The following is a 24,048-nucleotide window of genomic DNA, read 5'->3' as shown; positions in this document are numbered from 1 at the left end:
ACGGCTCCGGCCGGACATTACTTGCGAATGATGTTTTTCTCCGGCCCGTAGGGGAACTTGGTGATGTTCTCCGCGCCCTGCTCGTTGACGATCAGGATGTCGTGCTCGCGGTAGCCACCGGCGCCCGGCAGACCTTCCGGCAGCATGATCATCGGTTCCATGGACACCACCATGCCCGGCTCGAGAACCGTGTCGATGTCCTCGCGCAGCTCCAGCCCGGCTTCACGGCCGTAGTAGTGGCTGAGCGTGCCAAAGGAGTGGCCGTAGCCGAAGGTGCGGTACTGCAGCAGGTCGTGCTTGAGGAAGATCTCGTTCAGCTCGCGGGCGATATCGCTGCAGCGCATGCCCGGCTTGATCAGCTTCAGGCCGGCCTCGTGCACCTCGACGTTGGCCAGCCACAGGCGCAGATGGTCGTCGGAGCAGTGATCGAGGAACAGGGTGCGCTCCAGCGCGGTGTAGTAGCCGGCGATCATCGGGAAGCAGTTCAGGCTGAGGATGTCGCCCTTGTTCACCTTGCGGGTGGTCACCGGGTTGTGCGCGCCATCGGTGTTGATACCGGACTGGAACCAGGTCCAGGTGTCCATCAGCTCGACGTCCGGGAAAGTACGGGCGATCTCGCGCACCATGGCCTGGGTGGCATGCAGGGCCACTTCGTACTCCGGCACCTGGTCTCGCAGCGCTTCTACGACGGCGGCGCCACCGATGTCGGCGATGCGCGCGCCATGGCGGATCATCTCGTGCTCTTCGGCGGACTTGATCATGCGCATGCCCATGCACGGGGCAGCGATGTCGACCAGCTCGGCGCCCGGGTAGCGGTCGGCCAGCTTGGCGCGGTTTTGCAGGTTGATGTGATCGTACTCGATGCCGATACGGCGCGCCTTCGGCAGGGCCTGCTGGATGGCGACGAAGTAGTTGTCGCGCTGCCAGTCGGTGTAGACGATGTTGTCGGTACCGACGGTGCGACGCCACGGCTGGCCACCATCGATGTTGGCGCTGATGCTGACCACGGCGTCCTGGGTCACCACCAGGGCGTAGGGACGACCGAACGAGCAGAATAGGAAGTCGCTGTAGTAGTTGATGTTGTGGTACGAGGTGAAGACCGCGGCGTCGATGTCCTGCGCCGCCATGTGGGCGCGCAGTTTGGCCTGGCGGTTGGCATACTCCTGGGCGGAGAAAGTGGAGTTGACCTTGTCGCCGTTCTGAATCCGGATCGTCTTGGGCATCTGCATGGCGTGAATCCTTTTTGTTTTCCAGTGACTCGGTCCGCCGGTTCGGCGAGCCGTTGGAAAGCATTCCACCAGATGCACTTCTGCCGCTTTTGTACGTTTCCGACCCGAAGTTGGTCAGATCCGCTTGCCGTCCCTGGGCTTCCCCAGGCCCGAGCTTGCCTCGGCCTGCCGCGCCTGTCCTGACGCCCTGCCATCACTCCACACGGTGTCTGTTGACCACAACACGGAGCACTGACAGCACAAAGCCACGGACTTCTCCAAGTCCGTGGCTTTGTCTTCATGGGCGTTCCGCTCTCGGTCCCCGAGTGGGTGTCGGAAGGGTCACCGCCCCAGGTCTGACTCAGTCCTTGGAGATGCTCTCTTGCTGCAGTGCCCGCACCAGACTTGCGCACATCAACAGCATGATCACAGAGAACGGCAGCGCACTGGCGATGGCGGCAGTCTGCAGTGTGGCCAGAGATGCTGCCCCTCCTGCAACCAGCAGCACGCCCGCTACCAAGCCCTGCTGCACGCCCCAGAACACGCGATGGCGGGTCGCGGTATGCACAGCACCATGGGACATGATGGTAGTCATCACCAAGGTCGCCGAATCCGAAGACGTGATGAAGTAGGTGGCCACCAGCACCGCGCCCAACCAGAGCGCCATGGTCCCCAACCCGCCCAATGACATGGAGTCGACAGTGGCGAAGAAGGCATTGGCCACATCCTTGGAAACCGCGGCACTGATACCCCCGTCGGCAAACAGCTCATTGCTCACCGCCGTACCACCGAAGGCGACGACCCAGATGAAGGTCAGCAGTGAGGACACGCCGATTACGCCGAAAATGAACTCGCGGATGGTGCGGCCGCGGGAAACGCGGGCAATGAACACGCCAACGAAAGGCGCCCAGGACAGCCACCAGCCCCAATAGAACACCGTCCACCAGCCCTGCCAGCTCGACTTCCAGCCTTCCCACTTGGCCGGGTCCTGATGGCTGGCGTCGGTCCAGAAGCTCATTTCGATGAAGCTGGCCAGGTAATCGCCGGTGGCGTCGACCAGCGACATGATCAGGTAACGCGATGGCCCCCAGATAAAGAAGAACAAGACGAGCGCCACGGTCAGCCAGATATTAAGCTCGCTGAGGCGTTTGACCCCCCGATCGACCCCCGAGACCGCCGAGAACATCGCCACCAGGGTGATCACAGCGATAATCGCCAACTGCACCGCCACCGAGCTGTCCAGCCCGACCAGGCGGCTCAGGCCCGCGTTGATCTGCTGCGCGCCGAGGCCCAGGGATGTCGCCACGCCGAAGATGGTGGCCAGAATGGCCATGATGTCCACGGTATGGCCGAGCGGGCCATCCATGCGCTTGCCGAACAGCGGCCGCAGCGTGGAGCGGATGGTCAGCGGCAGGCCCTTGCGGTACGCGGCATAGGCCAACGCCAGCGCAACGATGCAGTAGATCGACCAGGCATGCAGCCCCCAGTGAAAGAAGGTGATGCGCATGGCGCTTTCCGCCGCCTCCGGGCTCATGCCCTCGGCCGCGAACGGGTTGCTCTGCAGGTGAAAGATCGGCTCGGCGATACTCCAGAAAATCAGGCCGATGCCCTGGCCAGCTGAAAACACCATGGCGAACCAGGAGAAATACCCGTACTGCGGCTTCTCGTCGGCGTGCCCGAGGCGGATGCTGCCGAAACGGCTGAACGCCAGCCAACCATTGAAGATCAGGAACAACGCGGCGATCAGCACGTAGTACCAGGTGAAGTAGTAGGTGATGCCGCTGCGGACACGATCAAAGAGCGCCGCCGCCTCCTCCTGAAATCCCAGTACCGCGAAGATCACGCCGACGATAATCGCCAGTGAACCAAGGGTGACAACTGGATTGAGGCCCTTGAGCCAGGGACTCTGCGAGATCGCTACACTGGCCTCGTGCAAGTCACTCCTCAGGTCGTGACTCAAGAGCGTGGGCGCGGCCTCGACCGCGCATTCTTCTGGTTTCATGTTACAGCCCTCTGATTGTTCTTGTGGGTGCTGGTCGAGCGTACGAAGTGGTCGAATCAACGAAGCGGTTCGAATTCCTCCTGCACCGCGGCGGCGATTCCCGCAACACAGACGTCAAGAATCAGTTCCCCCTTCTCCCGGCTGGCGCCGCGCGCGGAGGACAGGGTGCCGGATGCAGGTGTTCGCTGCGGCACGATGGGAAAGACGTCATAGGGGGGGAAGCTTGCAGGGGGGTGGTCGACGACACGGCTCATGTCGACGAGCTCGGGGTACAACGCCAGCATCAGCGAGGTCTCGAATACGCCGCCATGTTCGATGTCCCAGCCGAGGAAGCCCTCGGGATAGAGCTGGGCGATTACCTGCGGGTCGTTCACGAAATCCCAGTAGGACAGCAGCACCACCTTGAAATCGTCGATGCCGGCATAACGCAGCTCGCGCAGGGCGAGATCGATACCCTCGACTACGAACATCGAGTTCTCGAAGTGGCCATTCATCAGCACCAGCCTGCGCGCGCCATGGCGTGCGAGCTCACGGATGATGTCCTGCACCGTGCCGGTGAGGGTGGCGCCATCCAGGCTGGTGGTGCCAGGAAAGTGGTTGCCACCGCCGGACTTCTGCTGCGACTTGTATCCGTACTGCAGCCCCGGCAGGACCAGCGCCCCAATGCGCTCGGCGACCCGCTGGCATACGGCGGTGGGAAGCAGCACATCGACATTCATGCACATATGGTGGCCGTGCTGCTCCAATGCACCTACCGGCAACATCATCACGCAATCGCCTCGACTGACCCTGGATTCGTATTCCTTCCAGGTCAGCTCTCCTACAAAAACGCTTCTAGTCATCGATTCGTCTCCTGAGAGTGCAGGCACAGATGGCCTCTCACTGCCTGGCATTGCAGCAGAAGCAGCAGTGCCGTTTTTGTACATACCCGACCCTAAGTTGGCCACACTCGCCAGGATGCGGCCCGGCGCACGCCTATGTGCCGCCTCGTTGATCATCTGCCCGCCCTCTAGGAGCGGCAGCGGCGGCCAGTGCATTCGGGCGGTGCCGGGGTGATACCTGTCTGTGCAAACAAGCAGGTGGCCACTCTTTCTTGGGGGGCGGAACCACCAACCAGCGCGTTGGCAGCAAGGAAGCTGGCTGCGAGTACGCTTCCTACCGTCAGCAGTACCAGCAGATAGCCAGTTTCGGCTCTGCTGCGGACGCTCACGAACGCTTACTCGTTGGCACCAAAAAAGGGGCATCAAGGAAAACGCTCGAACGGTCCCTCGCCGAACATGCGCGCTGCTCCGCCACCGACCAGCGTCTCGGCGGGATAAAAGATCAGGTTCCGTTAGCTCTACCCGACAGACGTCCTTCGCGGTGCATCCGCACGAGGGCTGCACGGCACTCAGCAACCAACGGACTTGTCGCCAGCTCGCCCATGCCGATCTCAGGGTGCTGTTGAGTCGTGGGCTGCCAGGGCTTCATCGCGGTTTCATTGCATAGATTGAGAGCGAAGCTATTCATCAACCGATCATAAAGTTCGCGGCGTTCTACGTAAGACAGTATTTTTTCCGCGGTGACATCCAAGATGAATCACCTTCGCCAGGAAGGCCCGCCAGCTGCAAGCGCTGAAAGGAGATTGACTGCTCGCCACAGGGCAAGCGCTGGCACTGATATGCCTGTTCGTCCGCTGCGTTCTTGCCTGACACTCTGTAATGGGCCTTGGCTGCATCGGGCTTGATAGACAGGGGCAAGGCACGGAAGCGCAAACTCCTCCGCACCTTGTGGGCCAGGAACGTAGTAACCAAGCGGCGTTGCGCCGCTTGTTTCGCACATCACTTGCGAATGATGTTCTTCTCCGGCCCGTACGGGAACTTGGTGATGTTCTCCGCGCCCTGCTCGTTGACGATCAGGATGTCGTGCTCGCGGTAGCCGCCAGCGCCCGGACGACCTTCCGGCAGCATGATCATCGGCTCCATGGACACCACCATGCCCGGCTCGAGCACCGTGTCGATGTCCTCGCGCAGCTCCAGCCCGGCTTCACGGCCGTAGTAGTGGCTGAGGGTGCCGAAGGAGTGGCCGTAGCCGAAGGTGCGGTACTGCAGCAGGTCGTGCTTGAGGAAGATCTCGTTCAGCTCGCGGGCGATATCGCTGCAGCGCATGCCCGGCTTGATCAGCTTCAGGCCGGCCTCGTGCACTTCGACGTTGGCCAGCCACAGGCGCAGATGGTCGTCGGAGCAGTGGTCGAGGAACAGGGTGCGCTCCAGCGCGGTGTAGTAGCCGGCGATCATCGGGAAGCAGTTCAGGCTGAGGATGTCGCCCTTGTTCACCTTGCGGGTGGTCACCGGGTTGTGTGCGCCGTCGGTGTTGATACCGGACTGGAACCAAGTCCAGGTGTCCATCAGCTCGACGTCCGGGAAGGTACGGGCGATCTCCCGCACCATGGCCTGGGTGGCATGCAGGGCCACTTCGTACTCCGGCACCTGGTCACGCAGCGCTTCTACGACGGCGGCGCCACCGATGTCGGCGATGCGCGCGCCATGGCGGATCATCTCGTGCTCTTCGGCGGACTTGATCATGCGCATGCCCATGCACGGGGCGGCGATGTCGACCAGTTCGGCGCCCGGGTAGCGGTCGGCCAGCTTGGCGCGGTTCTGCAGGTTGATGTGGTCGTACTCGATGCCGATACGACGCGCCTTCGGCAGCGCCTGCTGGATGGCGACGAAGTAGTTGTCGCGCTGCCAGTCGGTGTAGACGATGTTGTCGGTACCGGCGGTGCGACGCCAAGGCTGGCCACCATCGATGTTAGCGCTGATGCTGACTACGTCGTCCTGGGTCACCACCAGGGCGTAGGGACGACCGAACGAGCAGAACAGGAAGTCGCTGTAGTAGTTGATGTTGTGGTACGAGGTGAATACCGCGGCGTCGATGTCCTGCGCTGCCATGTGGGCACGCAGTTTGGCCTGGCGGTTGACATACTCCTGAGCGGAGAAAGTAGATTTGACCTTTTCGCCGTTCTGAATCCGGATCGTCTTGGGCATTTGCATGGCGTGAATCCTTTTTGTTTTCCAGTGACTCGGTCCGCCGGTTTGGCGAGCCGTTGGAAAGCATTGCACCAGATGCCCGCAGGCCGTTTTTGTACGTTTCCGACCCGAAATTGGTCAGATCCGCTACCCCGCCTGGAGCGCCCTCCAGGCACTGGCCACGCGGCGGACAATGGCCTTCGGAGCCCAGCGGAACGGAGCCTGCACAAGGCGCGATCTGGCCCAATCCATGCACATAAACACCGACTGCGCGCTTGCCTCGCACCGGGCATTGGTTGCGCCCCCACGCGTTTCCGGAAAACAAAAAAAAAGGCCCGCCGGTGCTATGTCGCACGGGCGAGCCTAAAGAAAATCCAGGCGTTGATTAGGTCAGTGCATGGCCAACGCAGCGCGCGGCGAACTGTTTTGACGCTCGCGACTCGGGGCCGCGCCGAAGTGCTCGCGATAGCACTTGGAGAAATGCTGCGGGGATACGAATCCACAACCGGTGGCGACTTCCAGTATCGATAGCCTCGTCTGCTTCAGTAGCTGGCGGGCCTGCAGCAGCCGCAACTTCAGGTAGTAACGCGATGGCGAACAGTGCAGATGCTGGCAGAACAATCGCTCGAGTTGGCGCCGAGACAGGCCGACAAAGCTCGCCAGCCGCCCTAACTCGATGGGCTCCTCGAGATTCGCTTCCATCAACCCGATCGCCTCCTGCAATTTCGGCTGGGCGCTGCCCAAGGTCTGCCGTAGCGTCAATCTTTGAGGCACCTGCTCGCTGCGGATGCGCTCCAGCACCAGCGTATCGCCGATCGCCTGCGCCAGCACAGGGCCATGGCTGCGCAGGATCAGCTGGAGCATCATGTCCGCCCCGTCGCTGCCATTCCCCGCGGTGAAGCGGTCACGATCCAGAACGAAATGCCGGCTACTGAGGACGACGCCGGGAAAGGCTTCCTGCATATCGACCCGGTACTCCCAGCTTGTGCAGCATTCATAGCCGTCCAGCAGACCGGCATTGGCCAGAAGCCAACTGCCAGAACCCAGGCTGCCCAGGTGGGTGCCTCGATCGGCCAGCCGTTGCAGCAGGCGAATCTGCTCTGGGTCGCAGCGGCGCTGGATGTTTTCCGCACCGCAGATGATCAACGCATCCAGCTCGTCCTCGGACGTGGCGGCACCGTCCGGCGTGACCAGCATGCCGCTGTTGGCCCGCACCGGCCGGCCATCCACCGTCAGGGTGCGCCAGCGATACAGGTTGCTGCCGGAAAACTGATTGGCGCGGCGCAACGGCTCCAGTACTGCAGCCAACGCTATGAGGCTGAACTCGTCGGTGAGCATGAAGCCGATCGTCTGGATCGCAACCTCTGCCGGCTGCTTCAGCGCCTGGTAAGCGGACATGGGGATATCTCCTCGGTAACGGCCTGGCAATGGAGCGGCAAGCGGCTCACTAACGAATGAATTACTGGGCTCAACACTCGACCGCGCTGACCGCCAGGCCACCGCGCGAGGTTTCCTTGTACTTGTCGTGCATGTCGGCACCGGTGTCGCGCATGGTGCGGATCACCCGGTCGAGCGAGATGAAGTGCTCGCCGTCGCCGCGCAGGGCCATTTGCGCGGCGTTGATCGCCTTCACCGCAGCGATCGCGTTGCGCTCGATGCACGGCACCTGGACCAGGCCGCCGACCGGGTCGCAGGTCAGCCCGAGGTTGTGCTCCAGGCCGATCTCGGCGGCATTCTCCAGCTGCTCCGGGGTGGCGCCGAGGATCTCCGCCAGGCCCGCGGCGGCCATGGCGCAGGCCGAACCGACCTCGCCCTGGCAACCCACTTCGGCGCCGGAGATCGAGGCGTTCTTCTTGCACAGGATGCCCACGGCGGCGGCCGCCAGCAGGTAGTCGACCACGTCGGCCTCGCTCACCGCCGGGCTGAAGCGCACGTAGTAGTGCAGCACCGCCGGGATGATCCCCGCCGCGCCGTTGGTCGGCGCGGTGACCATGCGCCCGCCGGCGGCGTTTTCCTCGTTCACCGCCAGGGCGAACAGGTTGACCCACTCCATGCCGCTCAGGGTCGAGCCGATCACGTTGGGCTTGCTCATCTCCTGCAGGCTGCGGTGCAGTTTGGCGGCGCGGCGCTTGACGTTGAGGCCGCCGGGCAGGATGCCCTCGTGCTTCAGGCCATTGTCCACGCAGTCACGCATGGCCTGCCACAGGCGCATCAGGCCGGCGCGGATCTCCGCCTCGCTGCGCCAGGCCTTCTCGTTCTCCATCATCAGCTGCGACACGCGCAGGCCGTGCTGCTTGCACAGGCTGAGCAGCTCGGCGGCGCTGGAAAAGTCGTAGGGCAGCCGGGTGCTGTCCTGATCCAGCTGGCCGGCGGCGGCCTGCTCGGCGTCGACCACGAAGCCGCCGCCGATCGAGTAGTAGGTGTCACTGTGCAGCTCGCGGCCTTCGCCGCAGAACGCCGTCAGCGTCATGGCATTGGGGTGGTACGGCAGGTTCTCCTCCAGCAGCAGCATGTCGCGCTGCCAGTCGAAGGCCACCGCCAGGCGCCCGTCCAGCTGCAGCTGGCCACTCTCGCGCAGCGCCTCGACGCGCGGGGCGATCTGGCTCGGGTCGATGCTGTCGGGCCACTCGCCCATCAGGCCCATGATCACCGCGGTGTCGCTGCCGTGACCGACGCCGGTGGCCGACAGCGAACCGTACAGGCGCACCTCGACACGGCCGACGCGCTCGAGCAGGCGACGCTCGCGCAGGGCACCGACGAACAGCGCCGCGGCGCGCATGGGGCCGACGGTATGGGAGCTGGAATGCCCGATACCGATCTTGAACAGGTCGAACACACTGATGGCCATAGCGAATCCTCGATCACTGCGCACCATCAGGTGCGCGCTCTGATGAGGATTCTCGGCCGCTAGCGGCTACAAAATCTGTCTAACCTCGACACAGAGTTGTCCAGCGTCGCCCTCGCAGGTCAATCCAAGCCGGGACACAATGCCCCAGCACATGCCCGTGCTTATTCAGCTATAGCAGGCGACCGGAAAGAGGATGGGGTTCGAGCGCTTGGGCTAGCACGGCCGCCAGATGATCTAGCAGGCGAGCACAACTGGCCGCAGCGGGCCCCAGGGCCTGCTCAGGACGCGGCAGGACGCACCCTGCAATCCACGACTGGAAGATGGCCTCAGCTCGACCGGTCATGACAATCGAGGCATTGCCTCAATGCCATGGCCACATCATGGGTCAGGCGTCCCCAGCAACTGACTGAGCACCGCCCGCAGCTTGCCTGGCTTGACCGGTTTATTGAGCAGCGGCACAGCCATGCGCTGCAGTTCGCGGCGACATTGGTCGCTGCGGTCGGCGGTGATGATCACCGAGGGAATGGCGCAGGCAAAATGCTCGCGCAATTGCCGCACCACCTCGCATCCAGTCACCCCGTGATCGAGGTGGAAGTCGGCCAGGATCACATCGGGTACCTGCCGACCCAGTGCCTGAAGCGCGGCGGGCAGGTCGATTGCGGTGATCACCTCACACCCCCACTGCCCGAGCAGGGCAGACATGCTGTCGAGAATGCTCACTTCGTTGTCCAGCACCAGCAGGCGACGCCCTGGCAGCGGATCACCGACCAGGTTGCGCGGCGTCGACACGGTCTTGGCGACCGGGCTGGGCTGCTGGGCCAGGGGGACCCGGATGGCGAACATCGAGCCCCGCCCCAGTTGCGAGCGCACGATGACCTGGTAACCGAGCATGTGCGCGATCCGGTCGACGATGGCCAGCCCCAGGCCGACCCCCTTGCGTTCGGCGGCGCGGCCGACCTGCAGCTGGTTGAATTCGAGGAAGATGCTGTCGAGCTGGTCTTCGGCGATTCCCCGGCCGCTGTCCCAGACCTGCAGTTCGAGAAACTCACCGCGCCGGCGCGCACCGAGCAGGATGCCGCCACACTCGGTGTAGCGGCAGGCATTGCTCAGGAAGTTGCGCAGGATGCGGGTGAGCAGGCGAAAGTCCGTGCTGATCGTGCAATCGGCAATGCGCACCTTCAGCGCCAGCCCCGCCTCCGCGGCCACCGGCTGGAACTCCGAGGCCAGCGGCGCGAGAAGCTCGCCCAGGCGGTATACATCGATATCCGGCTTGATCGCCGCCTGGTCCAGTTTGGAGATTTCCAGCAGGTCGGTGAGCAGGTCCTCGGCGCCCTCCAGGGCCTGATGGCTGCGCTCGATGAGATTGCCCTCGGCGTCCGGCAAGCGGCGCTCGCGCAGGGTGGAAATCAGCAGGCGTGCCGCATTCAAGGGCTGCAGCAGGTCATGGCTGGCTGCCGCCAGATATTTGTCCTTGCTGTGGTTGGCCGCCTCTGCCGCGTCACGCGCCTCGCGCAGATCCTGCTCGACGCGCTTGCGCTCGACGATCTGCCGCAGCAGGTTGCGGTTGGCTTCCTGTAACTCGGCGGTGCGCGCGCTGACCCGCTGCTCCAGCTCGTCGTTGAGTTGCTGCAGGCGCTGCTGCGCCTGCTTGCGCTCGCTGATATCGGCGACGAAACCCTCGAACAGGCCCTCCTCGTCCGGCTTGAGCAGCAGGTTCATCAGCACGTCGATAACCCGGCCATCCTTGCGTCGCAACTGGGTCTCGTAGCCGAACAGGCCGCCCTGACGCTGCAGGGCGTCGCGAATATGCTGCAGCTCCTCGCCGCCGCCGACGAACAGGTACTCGGCCAGGTCGGTCAGCGACCACAGCACCTGCTGCGGGTCGTCGTAGCCGAGCATCCGCGCCAGGGCCGGGTTGGCCGCCCGCATGCCCTCCTGCAAGCTGGCCTGGAAGATGCCGTGCACGGCGTGCTCGAACAGCCACTTATAGCGATTGCGCTCGGCCTCCAGCTCTTCCAGGCGCGCCAGCAGTTCCGGGTAGTGACTCTTGCGCACCGAATGGCTGCCCAGCCCGAGCAGCTCGGTGAGCGCCTGGCGCTGCTGGTCAGAGGGCCTCGGCATAGACGACCTCGACATCCCGCTGGCTCGATTCGCGCGGGTTGGTGAGGATGCACGGGTCCTCCATCGCATGCTGCGACAGGAAGGGGATATCGGCGGTGCTGACGCCGTGCAGGCTCAGGGTTTCGTGGAAACCCACGGCGTGCTTGAACTGGGTCAGGTGTTCGATCAAGCGCTGGCGAACCTGCGGGTGCGTGAGCCCGCGGGTGTCGATGCCAAGGGTCTCGGCAACCATCCTGAAGCGTTCCGGCGCCGAGTTGTAGTTGAACGCCACCACGTGCTCCACCAGCACCGCATTGCACAGGCCGTGGGGCAGGTCGAGGAAGCCGCCGAGGCTGTGGCTCATGGCATGCACGGCGCCGAGGATGGCGTTGGAGAAGGCCAGGCCGGCCTGCATGCTGCCCAGCATGATCTTCTCGCGCAGGGCGATGTCCGCCGGGTTGGCGATCATCGCCACCAGGTGGCCATTGATCAGGCGCATGGCCTCCAGGGCGTGGGAGTCGGTCAGCGGCCCCGAGCCGGTGGAGACGAAGGCCTCGATGGCGTGCACCAGCGCATCGATGCCGGTGCAGGCCGACAGGAAGGGGTCCATGCTCAGGGTGGTTTCCGGATCGATCAGCGACACGTCGGGCACCGCGCCCTTGCTGACGATGGAAAACTTCATCCGCTCCTGCTGGTTGGAGATGATCACGAACTGCGACACATCCGCCGAGGTGCCGGCGGTGGTGGGAATCAGGATCAGCGGCGGACTGGGCACGCGCAGGGTGTCCACGCCCTCGAACTCGAGGATGTTGCGACCGTGGGCCACGGCGATGCCGATGCCCTTGGCGCAGTCCATCGGGCTGCCGCCGCCGACCGCGACGATCACGTTGCAACCCTCGCTGAGGTAGCGCTCGGCGCCGAGCATCACCTCCTCGGCGCGCGGATTGGGCGATACCTGGGTGTAGAGGCAATGCTCGATGCCTTGGCGCTGCAGGCTGGCCTGCACGTCGGCGACCCAGCCGGCCGCCATTACCCCGGGGTCAGACACCAGCAATACCTTGCGCGCGCCGTAGTTGCTCGCGTAGTTGCCCACGCTATGACGGCAGCCGGCGCCGAAGATGATTTCCGGCGAGACGAACTTGCGGTGAAGACTGATATCGGGGCTCACACTACGGCCTGCCTGTTGTTGTTCTGACTAGCGCCAGACTACTGCATTGGCCTGCCAATGCAATGCGACCTAAGCGCTGAGGATTCAGGCGGGGGCTGCCAGCAGGCGCTGGTAGAAGCGCCATTCTTGCTCCAGGACATGGGCCTGGTTGCAGGCCTGTCGGAAACCGTGTCCCTCCTCGGGATAGCAGTGATAGGCGACCGGCATCCCGCGCTCGCGCAGGGCGGCGACCATGGCCTCGGTCTGCGCCGGCAGCACCACGGCATCCTGGCCGCCCTGGAAGAAGATCAGCGGCGCCTGGAATCGCTCGGCCTGTAGCAAGGGCGTGCGCGCGGCATAGCGCGCGGCATCCTGCTGGGGGTCGCCGATCAGCCAGTCGAGATAATCGGCCTCGAACTTGTGCGTGACCCGCCGCAGGGCCAGGGGATCGCTGACCCCGTAGAGACTGGCGCCGCCACGAAACACCCGACCGCCGGCCAGGGCGCACAGTGCGGTATAACCACCGGCACTGGCGCCACGAATGAAGGCGCGGGACGGATCGATGAGGTCGAGCCCGGTCAGGTGCTCGACCAACGCGCAAGCGTCCTCGACATCGAACAGCCCCCATTGTCGGTGCAGTTGCAGCCGATAGGCGCGACCGTAGCCGCTGCTGCCGCGATAGTTGAGGTCGGCCACGGCGAAGCCACGCTGCGTCCAGAACTGGATGCGCGGGTCGAACACCGGGTAGCAGGCCGAGGTCGGGCCGCCATGCAGGAACACCAGCAACGGCGGCTTCTCTCCTGCCGGCCCCTGGAAACCACTGTTGTGTGGCGGGTAGAAGAAGGCATGGCAGCGCCCCCCGCCACTGGCGAAGGACAGCGGCTGCGGCCGCGAGACCTCGCACGCGTCCAGGGGCGCCTCGCCGCCGGCCAGCGCCCGACATTGGCCGCTGGCCCGCTCAATCGCCAGTACCACACTGCCCTGCTCCGGTGCGGCGGCGATCACGTAGAAATGTGCAGAGTCGGCCGCCAGCTGGCGAAAGCGGCTGTAGCCCTGGGCCAGACGCCGCCCGCCGATAGCCTCGGCGTCAGCCTCGGCCAGACACGCGAAGCCGTCGTCGAGCCAGCTCAACAGCACGCCATCGCCGGCCAGCGGCAGGTAATTGCAGTTGCCCAGCTGCCAGGGCGCGGCGGCGTGGTCGGCGGCGACGCAAGGCAGCGGCGCCAAGCGGCCCTCGGCCGTTTCGCGCCAGGGTTGCCAGTAACCGTTGCGGTCGCTGAGCACCAGCAGCCGGCCCTGTGCGTCGAACGCCGGTTGCTGCAGGGACTCATCGTCATCCTGTCCGGCCACTACCCGGGCCGGCAGCCAGGAACCGTCGACTGCGCGCTCGGCGACGCACAGGCGGGTCGCCAGCCAGGGCTGCCATGGCCGCTGCCACTCGATCCAGGCCAGGCGCCGGCCATCCGCGCTCAGGCTCGGCGCCGCATAGAAGTCGCAACCCTCGACCAGCACCCGGCGCGCACCGTCGCGCAGATCGATGCCGACCAGCCGGTGCACCACCTGCCCCGCTTCGCGCGACTCCTCCACCGCCACCAGGGTGCCGGAGCGGGCGTCGAAGCGCAGGTCGCCGAAACGGCAGTCGGAGCGCGCGGTCAGGCGCCTGGGCGCGCCATCCAGCACTTGGTGATAGAGCTGCTGGTCGGCCTCGCCAACGAAGACCAGGCCGCAGTCGGTGAGACAGAAGGCACCGCCGCCGTACTCGTAGACCCGGCTGCGCACCGACAGGTCGTCAGGCGTCAGGCAACGCAGTTGCTGCGCCGTCCAGTGCCAGAGGGTCGAGCGACCGTCGGTTGGGTCGTACTGTAGCCACACCAGGCCGCCCAGGCCTGCGCGCAGCTCGGCGAAGTCGCGGCCGGCGGCAGCCGCCTCGGCGCTCGACCAGGCGCTGTCCCAGAAGCCGAAGGGCGCGACCGTTTTATTGTTCATGCCTTGCAGATTAGCCGGGAGGCCTGCTCGTTACGAAACTGCAGACTGTGCAGCGCCCCGGGGGCTCGTTCGGCTTCTTCGCGCGCGGCCAGGATGACGCCATGATGCGCGGACTTGCTGCACACCGGGTCGGCATTGCTGGCATCGCCCGTGAGCATGAAGGCCTGGCAGCGGCAGCCGCCGAAGTCCTTGTGCTTCTCGTCGCAGCTGCGGCAAGGCTCTGGCATCCAGTCGTCGCCACGAAAGCGGTTGAAGCCGAAGGAGTCGTGCCAGATGTGCGCGATGCTGTGCTCGCGCACGTTGGGGAACTGCACCGGCAACTGCCGGGCACTGTGGCACGGCAGCGCGGTGCCGTCCGGGGTGATGTCGAGAAACAGATTGCCCCAGCCGTTCATGCAGGCCTTGGGCCGCTCCTCGTAGTAGTCCGGGGTGACGAAGATCAGCTTGCAGGGGTGCTTCTCGGTCGCCAGTTTCGCCCGCCACTGGTTGGTGATGCGCTCGGCGCGCTCCAGCTGGGCGCGGGTCGGCAACAGGCCGGCGCGGTTCAGTTCGGCCCAGCCGTAGAACTGGCAGGTGGCCAGTTCTACGAAGTCCGCCTCCAGCTCCAGGCACAGCTCGATGATCCGCTCGATATTGTCGATGTTGTGCCGGTGGGTGACGAAGTTGAGCACCATGGGATAACCGTGCGCCTTGACCGCACGGGCCATGGCCAACTTCTGGGCGAAGGCCTTCTTCGAGCCTGCCAGCAGGTTGTTCACCTCCTCGTCGGCGGCCTGGAAGCTGATCTGGATATGGTCCAGGCCGGCCTCGCTGAAGCTGGCGATGCGCTGTTCGGTGAGACCGATGCCGGAGGTGATCAGGTTGGTGTAGTAGCCCAGGCCCCGCGCCGCCTCGATCAGCTCGGCCAGGTCCTGGCGCACCAGCGGCTCGCCGCCGGAGAAGCCCAGCTGCGCGGCGCCAAGCTCGCGGGCCTGGCGAAACACCTCGATCCACTCGGCGGTACTCAGCTCCTGGCCCTGCTGGCTGAAGTCCAGCGGGTTGGAACAGTACGGGCACTGCAACGGACAACGGTAGGTCAGTTCGGCCAGCAGCCACAGTGGTGGGCCGGCGGCATGGCCCGGTTTAGCGAAGCTCGATCCAGAACTGGGCATGGGCTACCTCCATAAAGGCGAGGATGTCTTCCTCGATACCGGGCACGTCGGGAAAGCGTTGCTGCAGTTGGCCGATGATCTCTGCCACCGAACGCTTGCCATCGACCTGGCGGAGAATCTCCCCGGCGCTGTCGTTGAGCTTGATCATGCCTTCCGGGTACAGCAGTACATGGCAGCCCTGGGCCGGCTCGAACTGCAGGCGAAAGCCTCGGCGGATGGCCGGGACGTTGGGCAGGATGGTGACGGTCATCGTTCGGGCTCCCGGCTGGTGCGCACGGCGCACCCTACAAAGGATTCAGCCGTAGGGTGCGCCGTGCGCACCGTTTGTCTGGGGTTCATAACGCGATCCCCCGATGCCAGATGCGCTCGGCCGTCACCGTATGGTAGGGCGGGCGCTGCAGCTCGTAGGCCATGCTCATGGCATCGAGCATGCTCCACAGCACGTCCAGCTTGAACTGCAGGATCTCCAGCATCCGCTGCTGGGACTCGGCGCTGCGGTAGTGCTCCAGGGTAATGCGCAGGCCGTGCTCGACGTCGCGGCGAGCCTGTCTCAGACGCGTGCGGAAGTAGTCGTAGCCGCCGGCGTCGATCCAGGGGTAATGCTGCGGCCAGGCATCCAGGCGCGACTGGTGGATCTGCGGGGCGAACAGCTCGGTCAGCGAACTGCTGGCCGCCTCCTGCCAGCTGGCCCGTCGGGCGAAGTTGACATAGGCGTCGACGGCGAAGCGCACCCCCGGCAGCACCAGTTCCTGGGACAGCACCTGCTCGCGCTCCAGGCCCACCGCCTCGGCCAGGCGCAGCCAGGCCTCGATACCGCCCTCCTCGCCGATCGCGCCGTCGTGGTCGACAATGCGCTGCACCCACTCTCGACGGGTGTCGCGGTCCGGGCAGTTGGCGAGGATCGCCGCATCCTTGAGCGGGATGCACAGCTGGTAGTAGAAGCGGTTGGCCACCCAGCCCTGGATCTGCTCGCGACTGGCGCGGCCCTCGAACATCGCCCGATGGAACGGATGATGAATGTGGTAGTAGGCGCCCTTGGCGCGCAGCGCCTGCTCGAATTCGACAGGACTCATGGCGGCTTGTCTCATCAGGGTCTCCGATATGCGTTGCCGTTGGCGTAGGGTGCGCCATGCGCACCAGCGTTCTTAAGGTGCGCACGGCGTACCCTACAAAGTGATGCTCATGCCATCGAAGGCGACCTCGATGCCGTGGGCGCCCAGCTCGGCGCGCTCCGGCGAATCGAGGTCGAGGATCGGGTTGGTATTGTTGATATGGATAAGGATCTTCTGCGCGGCGGGCAGGCCGTCGAGCACCTCGATCATGCCGCCGGGGCCGCTCTGGCACAGGTGGCCCATCTCGCTGCCGAGCTTGTCGCCGACCTCGCACACCCGCATCTCGTCGTCGCGCCACAGGGTGCCGTCGACCAGCAGGCAATCGGCGCGGCGCATCCAGGCCAGCAGCGCCTCGTCCACCTGGCCCAGGCCCGGGGCGTAGAACAGCGTGCCGCCGCTGCGGCGGTCCTCGACGAACAGGCCGATGTTGTCGCCTGGATGGGGGTTGCCGCGGTGCGGCGAGTAAGGCGGCGCGCTGCTGCGCAGAGGAATGGCGCTGATCGCCAGGTCCGGACAGGCCGGGATGCTGAACGGCGCGCCATCCAGTTCGATCAGGTTGTGCTGCAGGCCGCCGTTCCAGTGGCCGAGCATGTTGAACAGCGGAAAGCCACTGCTGAGGTCCTGATGAACCATTTCCGTGCACCAGACCTGATGCGGGCAGCCCTCGCGCAAGGTCAGCAGGCCGGTGCAATGGTCGATCTGGCTGTCCAGCAGAATGATCCCGCTGATCGCCGTGTCGCGCAGCTGACGCGCCGGTTGCAGAGCCGGGAAGGATTCGAGCTGGGCGCGGATGTCCGGCGAGGCGTTGCACAGAATCCAGTCCACGCCGTTGTCGCTCAGGGCGATTGAGGACTGGCTGCGCGGCTGCGCGCGCAGGCTGCTGTTACGCACCCCGCGACAGTTGCGGCAGTTGCAGTTCCATTGAGGAAAGCCACCGCCGGCGGCGGAGCCGAGAATCTGGATATGCATGGCGGGTACCGAGGGGAAATACCGGGTGAGATGCCCCGACAGCGCCGGGGCCGGGCGAATCAGCGATTGGCGAAGTACATCGTCACTTCGAAGCCAATGCGCATATCGGTGAAGGCGGGTTTAGTCCACATGGCGCGGTCCTCTCTTGTTATCCAGCCGGGACATTCCGGCCCTGTTAGTTATGCCCCCGCGGGCGCCGCAACAGAATGGTACTTTGGGAGGAGATCGGGCTGGCTTTGGTAGGACGGTTAGCGAGCACAGCAGCTGCGCGCCCCCGGGGACTGCCCAGTTGCACCCGGGCTGCGCCACCGACGCGGCCGCGGCGGCAAACAAAAAACGCGGCCGAAGCCGCGTTGCGCTAGCGATCTGCCGCGACGATCCCGTCTGCCCGGCCGCCGACAAATCCCGCCCACAGGCGAGTCGCACAAGGGAGCCGGCGCGCTGGAGCGAACGCGCCGGAAGGGCTGTGCAATCAGAAGAAGCCCAGCGGGTTGATGTCGTAGCTGATCAGCAGGTTCTTGGTCTGCTGATAGTGATCGAGCATCATCTTGTGGGTCTCGCGGCCCACGCCGGACTTCTTGTAGCCACCGAAGGCGGCGTGCGCCGGGTACAGGTGGTAGCAGTTGGTCCACACCCGGCCGGCCTTGATGCCGCGGCCCATGCGGTAGGCGCGGTTGATGTCGCGGGTCCAGACCCCGGCGCCGAGGCCGAACTCGGTGTCGTTGGCGATCGCCAGGGCCTCGGCTTCGTCCTTGAAGGTGGTCACCCCGACCACCGGGCCGAAGATCTCCTCCTGGAACACGCGCATCTGGTTGCTGCCCTTGAGCAGGGTCGGCTGGATGTAGTAGCCGCTGGCCAGGTCGCCCTCGAGCCTCTCGGCGGCGCCACCGGTGAGCAGCTCGGCGCCCTCCTGCTGGGCGATCTCCAGGTAGCTGAGGATCTTGTCGTACTGCTGCTCCGAGGCCTGGGCGCCGACCATGGTCTCGGTGTCCAGCGGATCGCCACGCTTGATCTGCTGGATCTTCTTCATCACCTCGGCCATGAACGGCTCGAAGATCGACTCCTGCACCAGGGCGCGGGACGGACAGGTGCACACCTCGCCCTGGTTGAAGAAGGCCAGCACCAGGCCCTCGGCCGCCTTCTCGATGAAGGCCGGCTCGGCCTGCATGATGTCCTCGAAGAAGATGTTCGGACTCTTGCCGCCCAGTTCCACGGTCGAGGGGATGATGTTCTCCGCGGCGCACTTGAGGATGTGCGAGCCCACCGGGGTGGAACCGGTGAAGGCGATCTTGGCGATGCGCTTGCTGGTGGCCAGGGCCTCGCCGGCCTCCCGGCCGAAGCCCTGGACCACGTTGAGCACGCCCGGCGGCAGCAGGTCGCCGATCAGCTCCATGAGCACGGTGATCGACAGCGGGGTCTGCTCGGCCGGCTTGAGCACGATGGCGTTGCCGGCGGCCAGGGCCGGGGCCAGCTTCCAGGCGGCCATCAGCAGCGGGAAGTTCCACGGGATGACCTGGCCGACCACGCCCAGGGGCTCGTGGAAGTGATAGGCGGCGGTGTGCTCGTCGATCTCAGCGGCGCTGCCTTCCTGGGCGCGGATGCAGCCGGCGTAGTAGCGGAAGTGATCGGCGGCCAGCGGCACGTCGGCGTTCAGCGTTTCGCGCACGGCCTTGCCATTGTCCCAGGTCTCGGCCACGGCCAGCAGTTCCAGGTTGGCTTCGATACGGTCGGCGATCTTCAGCAGAATCAGCGCGCGGTTGGCCACCGAGGTCTTGCCCCAGGCCTCGGCGGCGCCGTGGGCGGCGTCCAGGGCCAGTTCGATGTCGGCGGCATCGGAACGCGGGAACTCGCCGATCACCGAGGCATCGACCGGGCTGGTGTTGGTGAAGTACTGGCCCTTGACCGGGGCGACGAACTCGCCACCGATATAGTTGCCGTAGCGCGGCTTGAGGGAGATGACTGAGCCTGGGGTACCGGGTTTGGCATAGATCATGATGCGTTCCTCTTCTTGTCGGAGCCTGCCCCCTGGACGTGGAACAGGTCATGGTTCGATCTTAGGAAGCCCGCGCGCCGGCCGGTATGCATCCATGGCACAGGTCGCCTCCTCATTTGGTAGTAGTGGCCCCGACCGGCCGGGCCACAGGCGCGCGATAACGACGAAGGCCGGTCAGAGACCGGCCTTCGTTCTACCCCTGGTGGATCAGCGCTTGGCGACCAGGTCCTTCGGCAGCTTGAAGGTCCAGAGCATGCCGCCCTGGTTGAAGTTCTTCACCCGCTTGGCCACTTCGCCACCCCACAGCGGCACCGCGCCACCCCAGCCGGACAGCACCGAGACGTACTGTTCGCCGTCCATCTCCCAGGTCACCGGCGAACCGAGCACGCCGGAACCGGTCTGGAATTCCCAGACCTTCTCGCCGGTCTTGGCATTGAACGCCTGCAGGAAGCCTTCGGGGTTGCCGGTGAACACCAGGTTGCCCTTGGTGGTCATCACCCCGCCCCACAGCGGCGCGAAGTTCTTCTGCCGCCAGACTTCCTTGCCGGACTTCGGATCGATGGCGCGCAGCACGCCGATGTAATCCTCGTTCAGCGGCTTGATGGTGAAGCCGGCGCCGAGGTAGGCCGCGCCCTTCTTGTAGGCGATGTCCTCGTTCCAGATGTCCATGCCCCACTCGTTGGACGGCACGTAGAACAGGCCGGTGTCCTGGCTGTAGGCCATCGGCATCCAGTTCTTCGCACCGAGGAAGGCCGGCGCGGCGAACACGCTCTTGCCCTTCTCGGCGGCGGCCGGCGAGCCCGGGCGGTTGTCGTCGATGTAGATCGGCCGGCCATTCTTGTCCAGACCCTTGGCCCAGGTGATCTTGTCGACGAAGGGGAAGCCGCGGATGAACTTGCCGTTGGTGCGATCGAGCACGTAGAAGAAGCCGTTGCGGTCGGCGGTGGCGGCGGCCTTGATGGTCTTGCCGCCTTCCTGGTAGTTGAACGAGACCAACTCGTTGACGCCGTCGAAGTCCCAGCCGTCATGCGGGGTGGTCTGGAAGTGCCACTTGATGCTGCCGTCGTCCGGGTTCAGGGCCAGGCGCGAGGAGGAATAGAGGTTGTCGCCGGGGCGCAGGTGCGAGTTCCACGGCGCCGGGTTGCCGGTGCCGAACAGCAACAGGTTGGTTTCCGGGTCGTAGTAGCCACCCAGCCACGGCGCCGCGCCGCCGGTCTTCCACAGGTCGCCCGGCCAGGTCTTGCCGGCTTCGCCGCCGCTGATGCCGTTCTCGACCTTCTTGCCGTCCTTGTAGACGTAGCCCATGTGGCCTTCCACGGTCGGCCGGGTCCACAGCAGCTCGCCGTTCTTCGGATCGTAGGCCTCGATCTTGCCGACCACGCCGAACTCGCCGCCGGACACCCCGGTGATCAGCTTGCCGTTGACCACCAGCGGCGCCGCGGTGATCGAGTAGCCGGCGCGGTGGTCGGCGACGCTCTTGCGCCACACCACCTTGCCGGTGTCCTTGTTCAGGGCCACCAGCTTGGCGTCCAGGGTGCCGAAGATCACCAGGTCGCCGTACAGCGCCACACCCCGGTTGATCACGTCGCAGCACGGGCGGATGTCATCGGGCAGGCGTGCGTCGTACTGCCACAGTTCCTTGCCGGTGCGCGCATCCACCGCGAACACCCGCGAGTAGGAGGCGGTGACGTACATCACGCCGTCCTTGACCAGCGGCTGGGCCTGCTGGCCGCGCTGCTTCTCGCCGCCGAACGACAAGGTCCAGACCGGGCGCAGGCCCTTGACGTTGTCGCTGTTGAGCAGGTCCAGCGGGCTGTAGCGCTGGCCCTGCAGGCCGAGCCCGTTGGTGACGATCTGGTCGGTGGTTTTCACATCGTCCAGGATCTCCTGGTCGGTGACGGCCCAGGCGGCGGCGCTGGGTACGAGCATGGCGGCACAGAGTGCACTGAGGAGGAAGGGCTGGCGAAGACCGGTGTGTTTCATTGCGGCTACCTCTGCGGGTTAATTGTTATCACCGGGAAGATTTCCCGATCTAGCGCAGATTGTTCGGCCACCGGCCGCAGGCAACAATTCGACGCAGTGCCGAATTAGCTACTCCCTTGGTAGCAGTACTCCGCTCCTTGGGCTTTCGACAAGCCGCCACAGAGCCTCGGCCAGGTCGCGCGATGCGAGCCGAGGGTGTAGCGCAAGGCAAGTGCTTGCCGCGTACCCGGCCGACGCCCGGTGGCAGGTTGCTTGGCAATTCCGGGAGGACGCCGGATCGAGCTGCACGTTCAGCGGTCCACCCGCCGCATCGCCGCGCGCTCATAGCGCGGATAGAGGTGACTGACGCTGCGGATCAGCTCGTAGCGCGACAGGCTTACGCCGGCGAAGCGCGCGGGAATCGGCGCGCGGATCAGCTCGTTCATCTCCGCGCCCTGCTCGGCGCCCTCGCGCAATAGCGCGTCCAGCCAGCCGAGGTAATCGCGCATCTGCACGAAGGGCGCGTCGCTGGTCGCCAGCGGCCCGTGTCCGGGCACTATCTGCTTCCAGGGCAATGCCTGGAGTAGCGCGAGGTCAGCCAGCCAGGTATCCAGCCCCGGCGTACCCGGCGTCGTCAGGGCGCGCTGGTAGAACACCAGGTCACCGGCGAACAGCACGCCGCTGGTCTCGTCCAGTAGCGCCAGATCGGCGCCGGTGTGACCGCTCAGGGCGAGCAGACGCAGGCGTCGCTCGCCCAGTTGCAGCACGCCCGGCTGCACCGTTTCGCTGGGCAGGACCAGCTCGGTGCCGCGCATCCAGTCGCCGACCAGGCGGTACATGTTCTCCGCCATGGCATCGCCCTGCTCGCTCATCAGGGCCACAGTGCCCGGCAACGCGGCGATCGGCACATCGGCGAAGGCCTGGTTGCCTAGGGCATGGTCGGGATGGTGGTGGGTCAATAGCAGCATCTCCACCGGCTTGTCGGTGACCCCGGCGATGGCGCGGCGCAGGGCTTCGCCGTAGCGTTTCGACGGCCCGCTGTCGACCACCAGCACGCCGGCCTCGGTGACGATAAAGCCGATGTTGACGATATTGCCGCCGTTGCCGGGCGCGAAGTTGTCCGTACTGCCCGCCACCAGCCACACGCCGTCGGCGATCTGTCGAGGTTGCAGGGCATAGTCCAACTCGGCCTGTGCACCCGGCGCACAGAACATCACGAGCACTAGCGATATCCAGCGCATTGGCACCTCCTGGCCCATCGACAAACATGGCAATCCGCAGCGGCGACCTGGCCCGGATCTCGCACCTGGCGGGCCGGGTCTAATCCACCGGGCGCCTCAGGGCGCCAGCTTGACCTCGCTGATCTGCACCAGTGGCTGGCTGTCGGTAAAGTTCGGCAGGTCGCCCATGATGCGCTCGGCATGGGGGGCAAAACTCTGCTGGAAGCGCTCCAGGCTGTCGAAGTACAGGTGGCCCATGGCGACGAAGGGCGCCGCCTCGCCCGGCGCACCGCCGGCCAGGCCCTGCTCCACGGCGATCCCCGTGCAGGCGGCGCCGAGGCACTCGCGGACGATGTCCATGTGCTGCCGGCAGTAGTACTCGATGTCGAAACGCACGCCGGGCTGGTTGGGGTAAAGCACGCTGACTTTGATCATGTTGCTGTCCTCGTGGTGAGTACGTCGGTTGAATTCGTTGCTCGATTGCCCGCACGCCAGCCTTTCCGGGCGCCGACGCCGCGACGCTGGCTGCCCTTCACGGCCCGCGCCACTCCAGGGCAAGCGCTTACAGCGCCGCCTGGAACTCGTTGCCGTTGTTGTCGCGCAGCCACAGTCGCGTCTCGCCCTGCCCTCTCACCTCGAGGCTCAGGGTCGGGTCCTCGCTCACCGCGGGAAACAGCTCCAGGCGAGCGAGTACCTGGCCGTCTGCATCGCGCAACTCGGCCTGGTTGAGAAAGAACTCGGGGATGCCACCGACCAGACCATTGTCCATGGGGTGAGCGATCTGCACGCGCAGGCGGCTGCCATCGCCCTGCCTGAAACGCGCGCCCTGCAGCTCGCCCAAGCGCTGCTCCCAGCCGGGCTGGGCGCGCACCACGCTGGGTGCCGTGCAGCCACCGCCGGCGGCGTCGATTTCGGTGGAGCCGACGTGCCAGACGCCGTCGGCAGTCAGTACAGCGGCGCGGATCGGCGTGGCCTGCTCGATGCGGATGCGAATGGCCAGTCGCGGCTGCACCTGCTCGCCCGGTTGAAAGTCGAAGATCCGCGGGATGGGATTGAGCTCGGCCCAGGCGAGAATCCGCAGCACCTTGGCGCCGAGGGCACTGGCATCGACCTGGATCGGCACCTGCCTGGCGTCCTCGGCGAAGGGCGGGGCCAGCACCTTGACCCGCTGATCGAAGACGAAGGGCGCGCCCTCGAGCAGATGCAGGTGGTGGTACTCCCACATCACCGACGTGACGGGATCGCCCTCCACCGCCCAGTTGCTACCGGGCCAGGCAAGCAGCAAGCAAACCCAGCGCAAGCGCCAATCCAGCTGCATAACCCACCTCCTGCAGTGTGCGGG

Annotated in this window: 20 protein-coding genes; all 20 read right to left on the bottom strand. The window is 65.3% G+C overall.

Annotation, left to right across the window (positions count from 1 at the left end):
* Positions 1 to 17: 17 nt before the first annotated feature.
* Positions 18 to 1,229 carry a M24 family metallopeptidase gene (locus ACSX1D_RS09565; protein ID WP_439862002.1) on the bottom strand — a complete coding sequence of 404 codons (1,212 nt, stop codon included), beginning with the start codon at positions 1,227 to 1,229 and terminating at the stop codon, positions 18 to 20.
* Between the two features lie 340 nt (positions 1,230 to 1,569).
* Positions 1,570 to 3,270, bottom strand: coding sequence for a BCCT family transporter (locus ACSX1D_RS09560; protein WP_439862001.1), 1,701 nt, complete (start codon positions 3,268 to 3,270; stop codon positions 1,570 to 1,572).
* A complete protein-coding gene (locus tag ACSX1D_RS09555) occupies positions 3,267 to 4,052 on the bottom strand; it encodes a creatininase (protein ID WP_439862000.1) in 786 nt (261 codons plus the stop codon). The genes ACSX1D_RS09560 and ACSX1D_RS09555 overlap by 4 nt, the downstream gene beginning before the upstream one ends.
* Positions 4,053 to 4,533: 481 nt before the next feature.
* Complete coding sequence (locus ACSX1D_RS09550; RefSeq protein WP_439861999.1) at positions 4,534 to 4,782, bottom strand: hypothetical protein; 249 nt, start codon at positions 4,780 to 4,782, stop codon at positions 4,534 to 4,536.
* Positions 4,783 to 5,030: 248 nt separating this feature from the next.
* Positions 5,031 to 6,242: a M24 family metallopeptidase gene (locus tag ACSX1D_RS09545; protein ID WP_439861998.1), complete on the bottom strand. Its 1,212-nt coding sequence runs from the start codon at positions 6,240 to 6,242 to the stop codon at positions 5,031 to 5,033.
* A gap of 366 nt (positions 6,243 to 6,608) precedes the next feature.
* Positions 6,609 to 7,616: a GlxA family transcriptional regulator gene (locus ACSX1D_RS09540; protein WP_208709643.1), complete on the bottom strand. Its 1,008-nt coding sequence runs from the start codon at positions 7,614 to 7,616 to the stop codon at positions 6,609 to 6,611.
* A gap of 70 nt (positions 7,617 to 7,686) precedes the next feature.
* Positions 7,687 to 9,066, bottom strand: coding sequence for an L-serine ammonia-lyase (locus ACSX1D_RS09535; RefSeq protein ID WP_439861997.1), 1,380 nt, complete (start codon positions 9,064 to 9,066; stop codon positions 7,687 to 7,689).
* Between the two features lie 378 nt (positions 9,067 to 9,444).
* On the bottom strand, positions 9,445 to 11,187 hold the full coding sequence (locus tag ACSX1D_RS09530; protein WP_439861996.1) for a hybrid sensor histidine kinase/response regulator: 1,743 nt from the start codon (positions 11,185 to 11,187) through the stop codon (positions 9,445 to 9,447).
* Positions 11,171 to 12,334, bottom strand: coding sequence for an alcohol dehydrogenase-like regulatory protein ErcA (ercA, locus tag ACSX1D_RS09525; RefSeq protein ID WP_439861995.1), 1,164 nt, complete (start codon positions 12,332 to 12,334; stop codon positions 11,171 to 11,173). Before ercA ends, ACSX1D_RS09530 begins: the two co-directional genes overlap by 17 nt.
* Positions 12,335 to 12,418: 84 nt before the next feature.
* Positions 12,419 to 14,299: a prolyl oligopeptidase family serine peptidase gene (locus ACSX1D_RS09520; protein ID WP_439861994.1), complete on the bottom strand. Its 1,881-nt coding sequence runs from the start codon at positions 14,297 to 14,299 to the stop codon at positions 12,419 to 12,421.
* Positions 14,296 to 15,450 carry a pyrroloquinoline quinone biosynthesis protein PqqE gene (pqqE, locus tag ACSX1D_RS09515; protein ID WP_439861993.1) on the bottom strand — a complete coding sequence of 385 codons (1,155 nt, stop codon included), beginning with the start codon at positions 15,448 to 15,450 and terminating at the stop codon, positions 14,296 to 14,298. Before pqqE ends, ACSX1D_RS09520 begins: the two co-directional genes overlap by 4 nt.
* A complete protein-coding gene (gene pqqD / locus ACSX1D_RS09510; protein ID WP_439861992.1) occupies positions 15,422 to 15,700 on the bottom strand; it encodes a pyrroloquinoline quinone biosynthesis peptide chaperone PqqD in 279 nt (92 codons plus the stop codon). Before pqqD ends, pqqE begins: the two co-directional genes overlap by 29 nt.
* Before the next feature lie 85 nt (positions 15,701 to 15,785).
* The gene (gene pqqC / locus ACSX1D_RS09505; protein ID WP_439861991.1) at positions 15,786 to 16,538 is read right to left on the bottom strand and encodes a pyrroloquinoline-quinone synthase PqqC; all 753 of its coding nucleotides are present in this window, start codon (positions 16,536 to 16,538) and stop codon (positions 15,786 to 15,788) included.
* A gap of 78 nt (positions 16,539 to 16,616) precedes the next feature.
* Entirely contained in the window at positions 16,617 to 17,531 is a 915-nt protein-coding gene (gene pqqB, locus ACSX1D_RS09500; RefSeq protein WP_439861990.1) for a pyrroloquinoline quinone biosynthesis protein PqqB, read from the bottom strand.
* Between the two features lie 59 nt (positions 17,532 to 17,590).
* The gene (gene pqqA, locus ACSX1D_RS09495) at positions 17,591 to 17,662 is read right to left on the bottom strand and encodes a pyrroloquinoline quinone precursor peptide PqqA (protein WP_003284930.1); all 72 of its coding nucleotides are present in this window, start codon (positions 17,660 to 17,662) and stop codon (positions 17,591 to 17,593) included.
* A 341-nt stretch (positions 17,663 to 18,003) separates the two neighbouring features.
* The gene (gene exaC, locus ACSX1D_RS09490) at positions 18,004 to 19,524 is read right to left on the bottom strand and encodes an acetaldehyde dehydrogenase ExaC (protein WP_439861989.1); all 1,521 of its coding nucleotides are present in this window, start codon (positions 19,522 to 19,524) and stop codon (positions 18,004 to 18,006) included.
* 207 nt (positions 19,525 to 19,731) lie between these two features.
* Positions 19,732 to 21,507, bottom strand: a complete 1,776-nt coding sequence (locus ACSX1D_RS09485) for a PQQ-dependent methanol/ethanol family dehydrogenase (RefSeq protein ID WP_439861988.1) — start codon at positions 21,505 to 21,507, stop codon at positions 19,732 to 19,734.
* 290 nt (positions 21,508 to 21,797) lie between these two features.
* Positions 21,798 to 22,727: a quinoprotein relay system zinc metallohydrolase 1 gene (locus tag ACSX1D_RS09480; protein ID WP_439861987.1), complete on the bottom strand. Its 930-nt coding sequence runs from the start codon at positions 22,725 to 22,727 to the stop codon at positions 21,798 to 21,800.
* 96 nt (positions 22,728 to 22,823) lie between these two features.
* A complete protein-coding gene (locus tag ACSX1D_RS09475; protein WP_439861986.1) occupies positions 22,824 to 23,141 on the bottom strand; it encodes an EthD family reductase in 318 nt (105 codons plus the stop codon).
* A gap of 127 nt (positions 23,142 to 23,268) precedes the next feature.
* Complete coding sequence (locus tag ACSX1D_RS09470) at positions 23,269 to 24,024, bottom strand: quinoprotein dehydrogenase-associated SoxYZ-like carrier (RefSeq protein WP_439861985.1); 756 nt, start codon at positions 24,022 to 24,024, stop codon at positions 23,269 to 23,271.
* Positions 24,025 to 24,048: the final 24 nt, after the last annotated feature.

This window comes from Pseudomonas sp. MBLB4136, assembly GCF_051904765.1.
Lineage (GTDB): Bacteria > Pseudomonadota > Gammaproteobacteria > Pseudomonadales > Pseudomonadaceae > Aquipseudomonas.
Note: the sequence above shows the minus strand (reverse complement) of the source record. Positions and strands in the feature narration are given on the sequence as shown.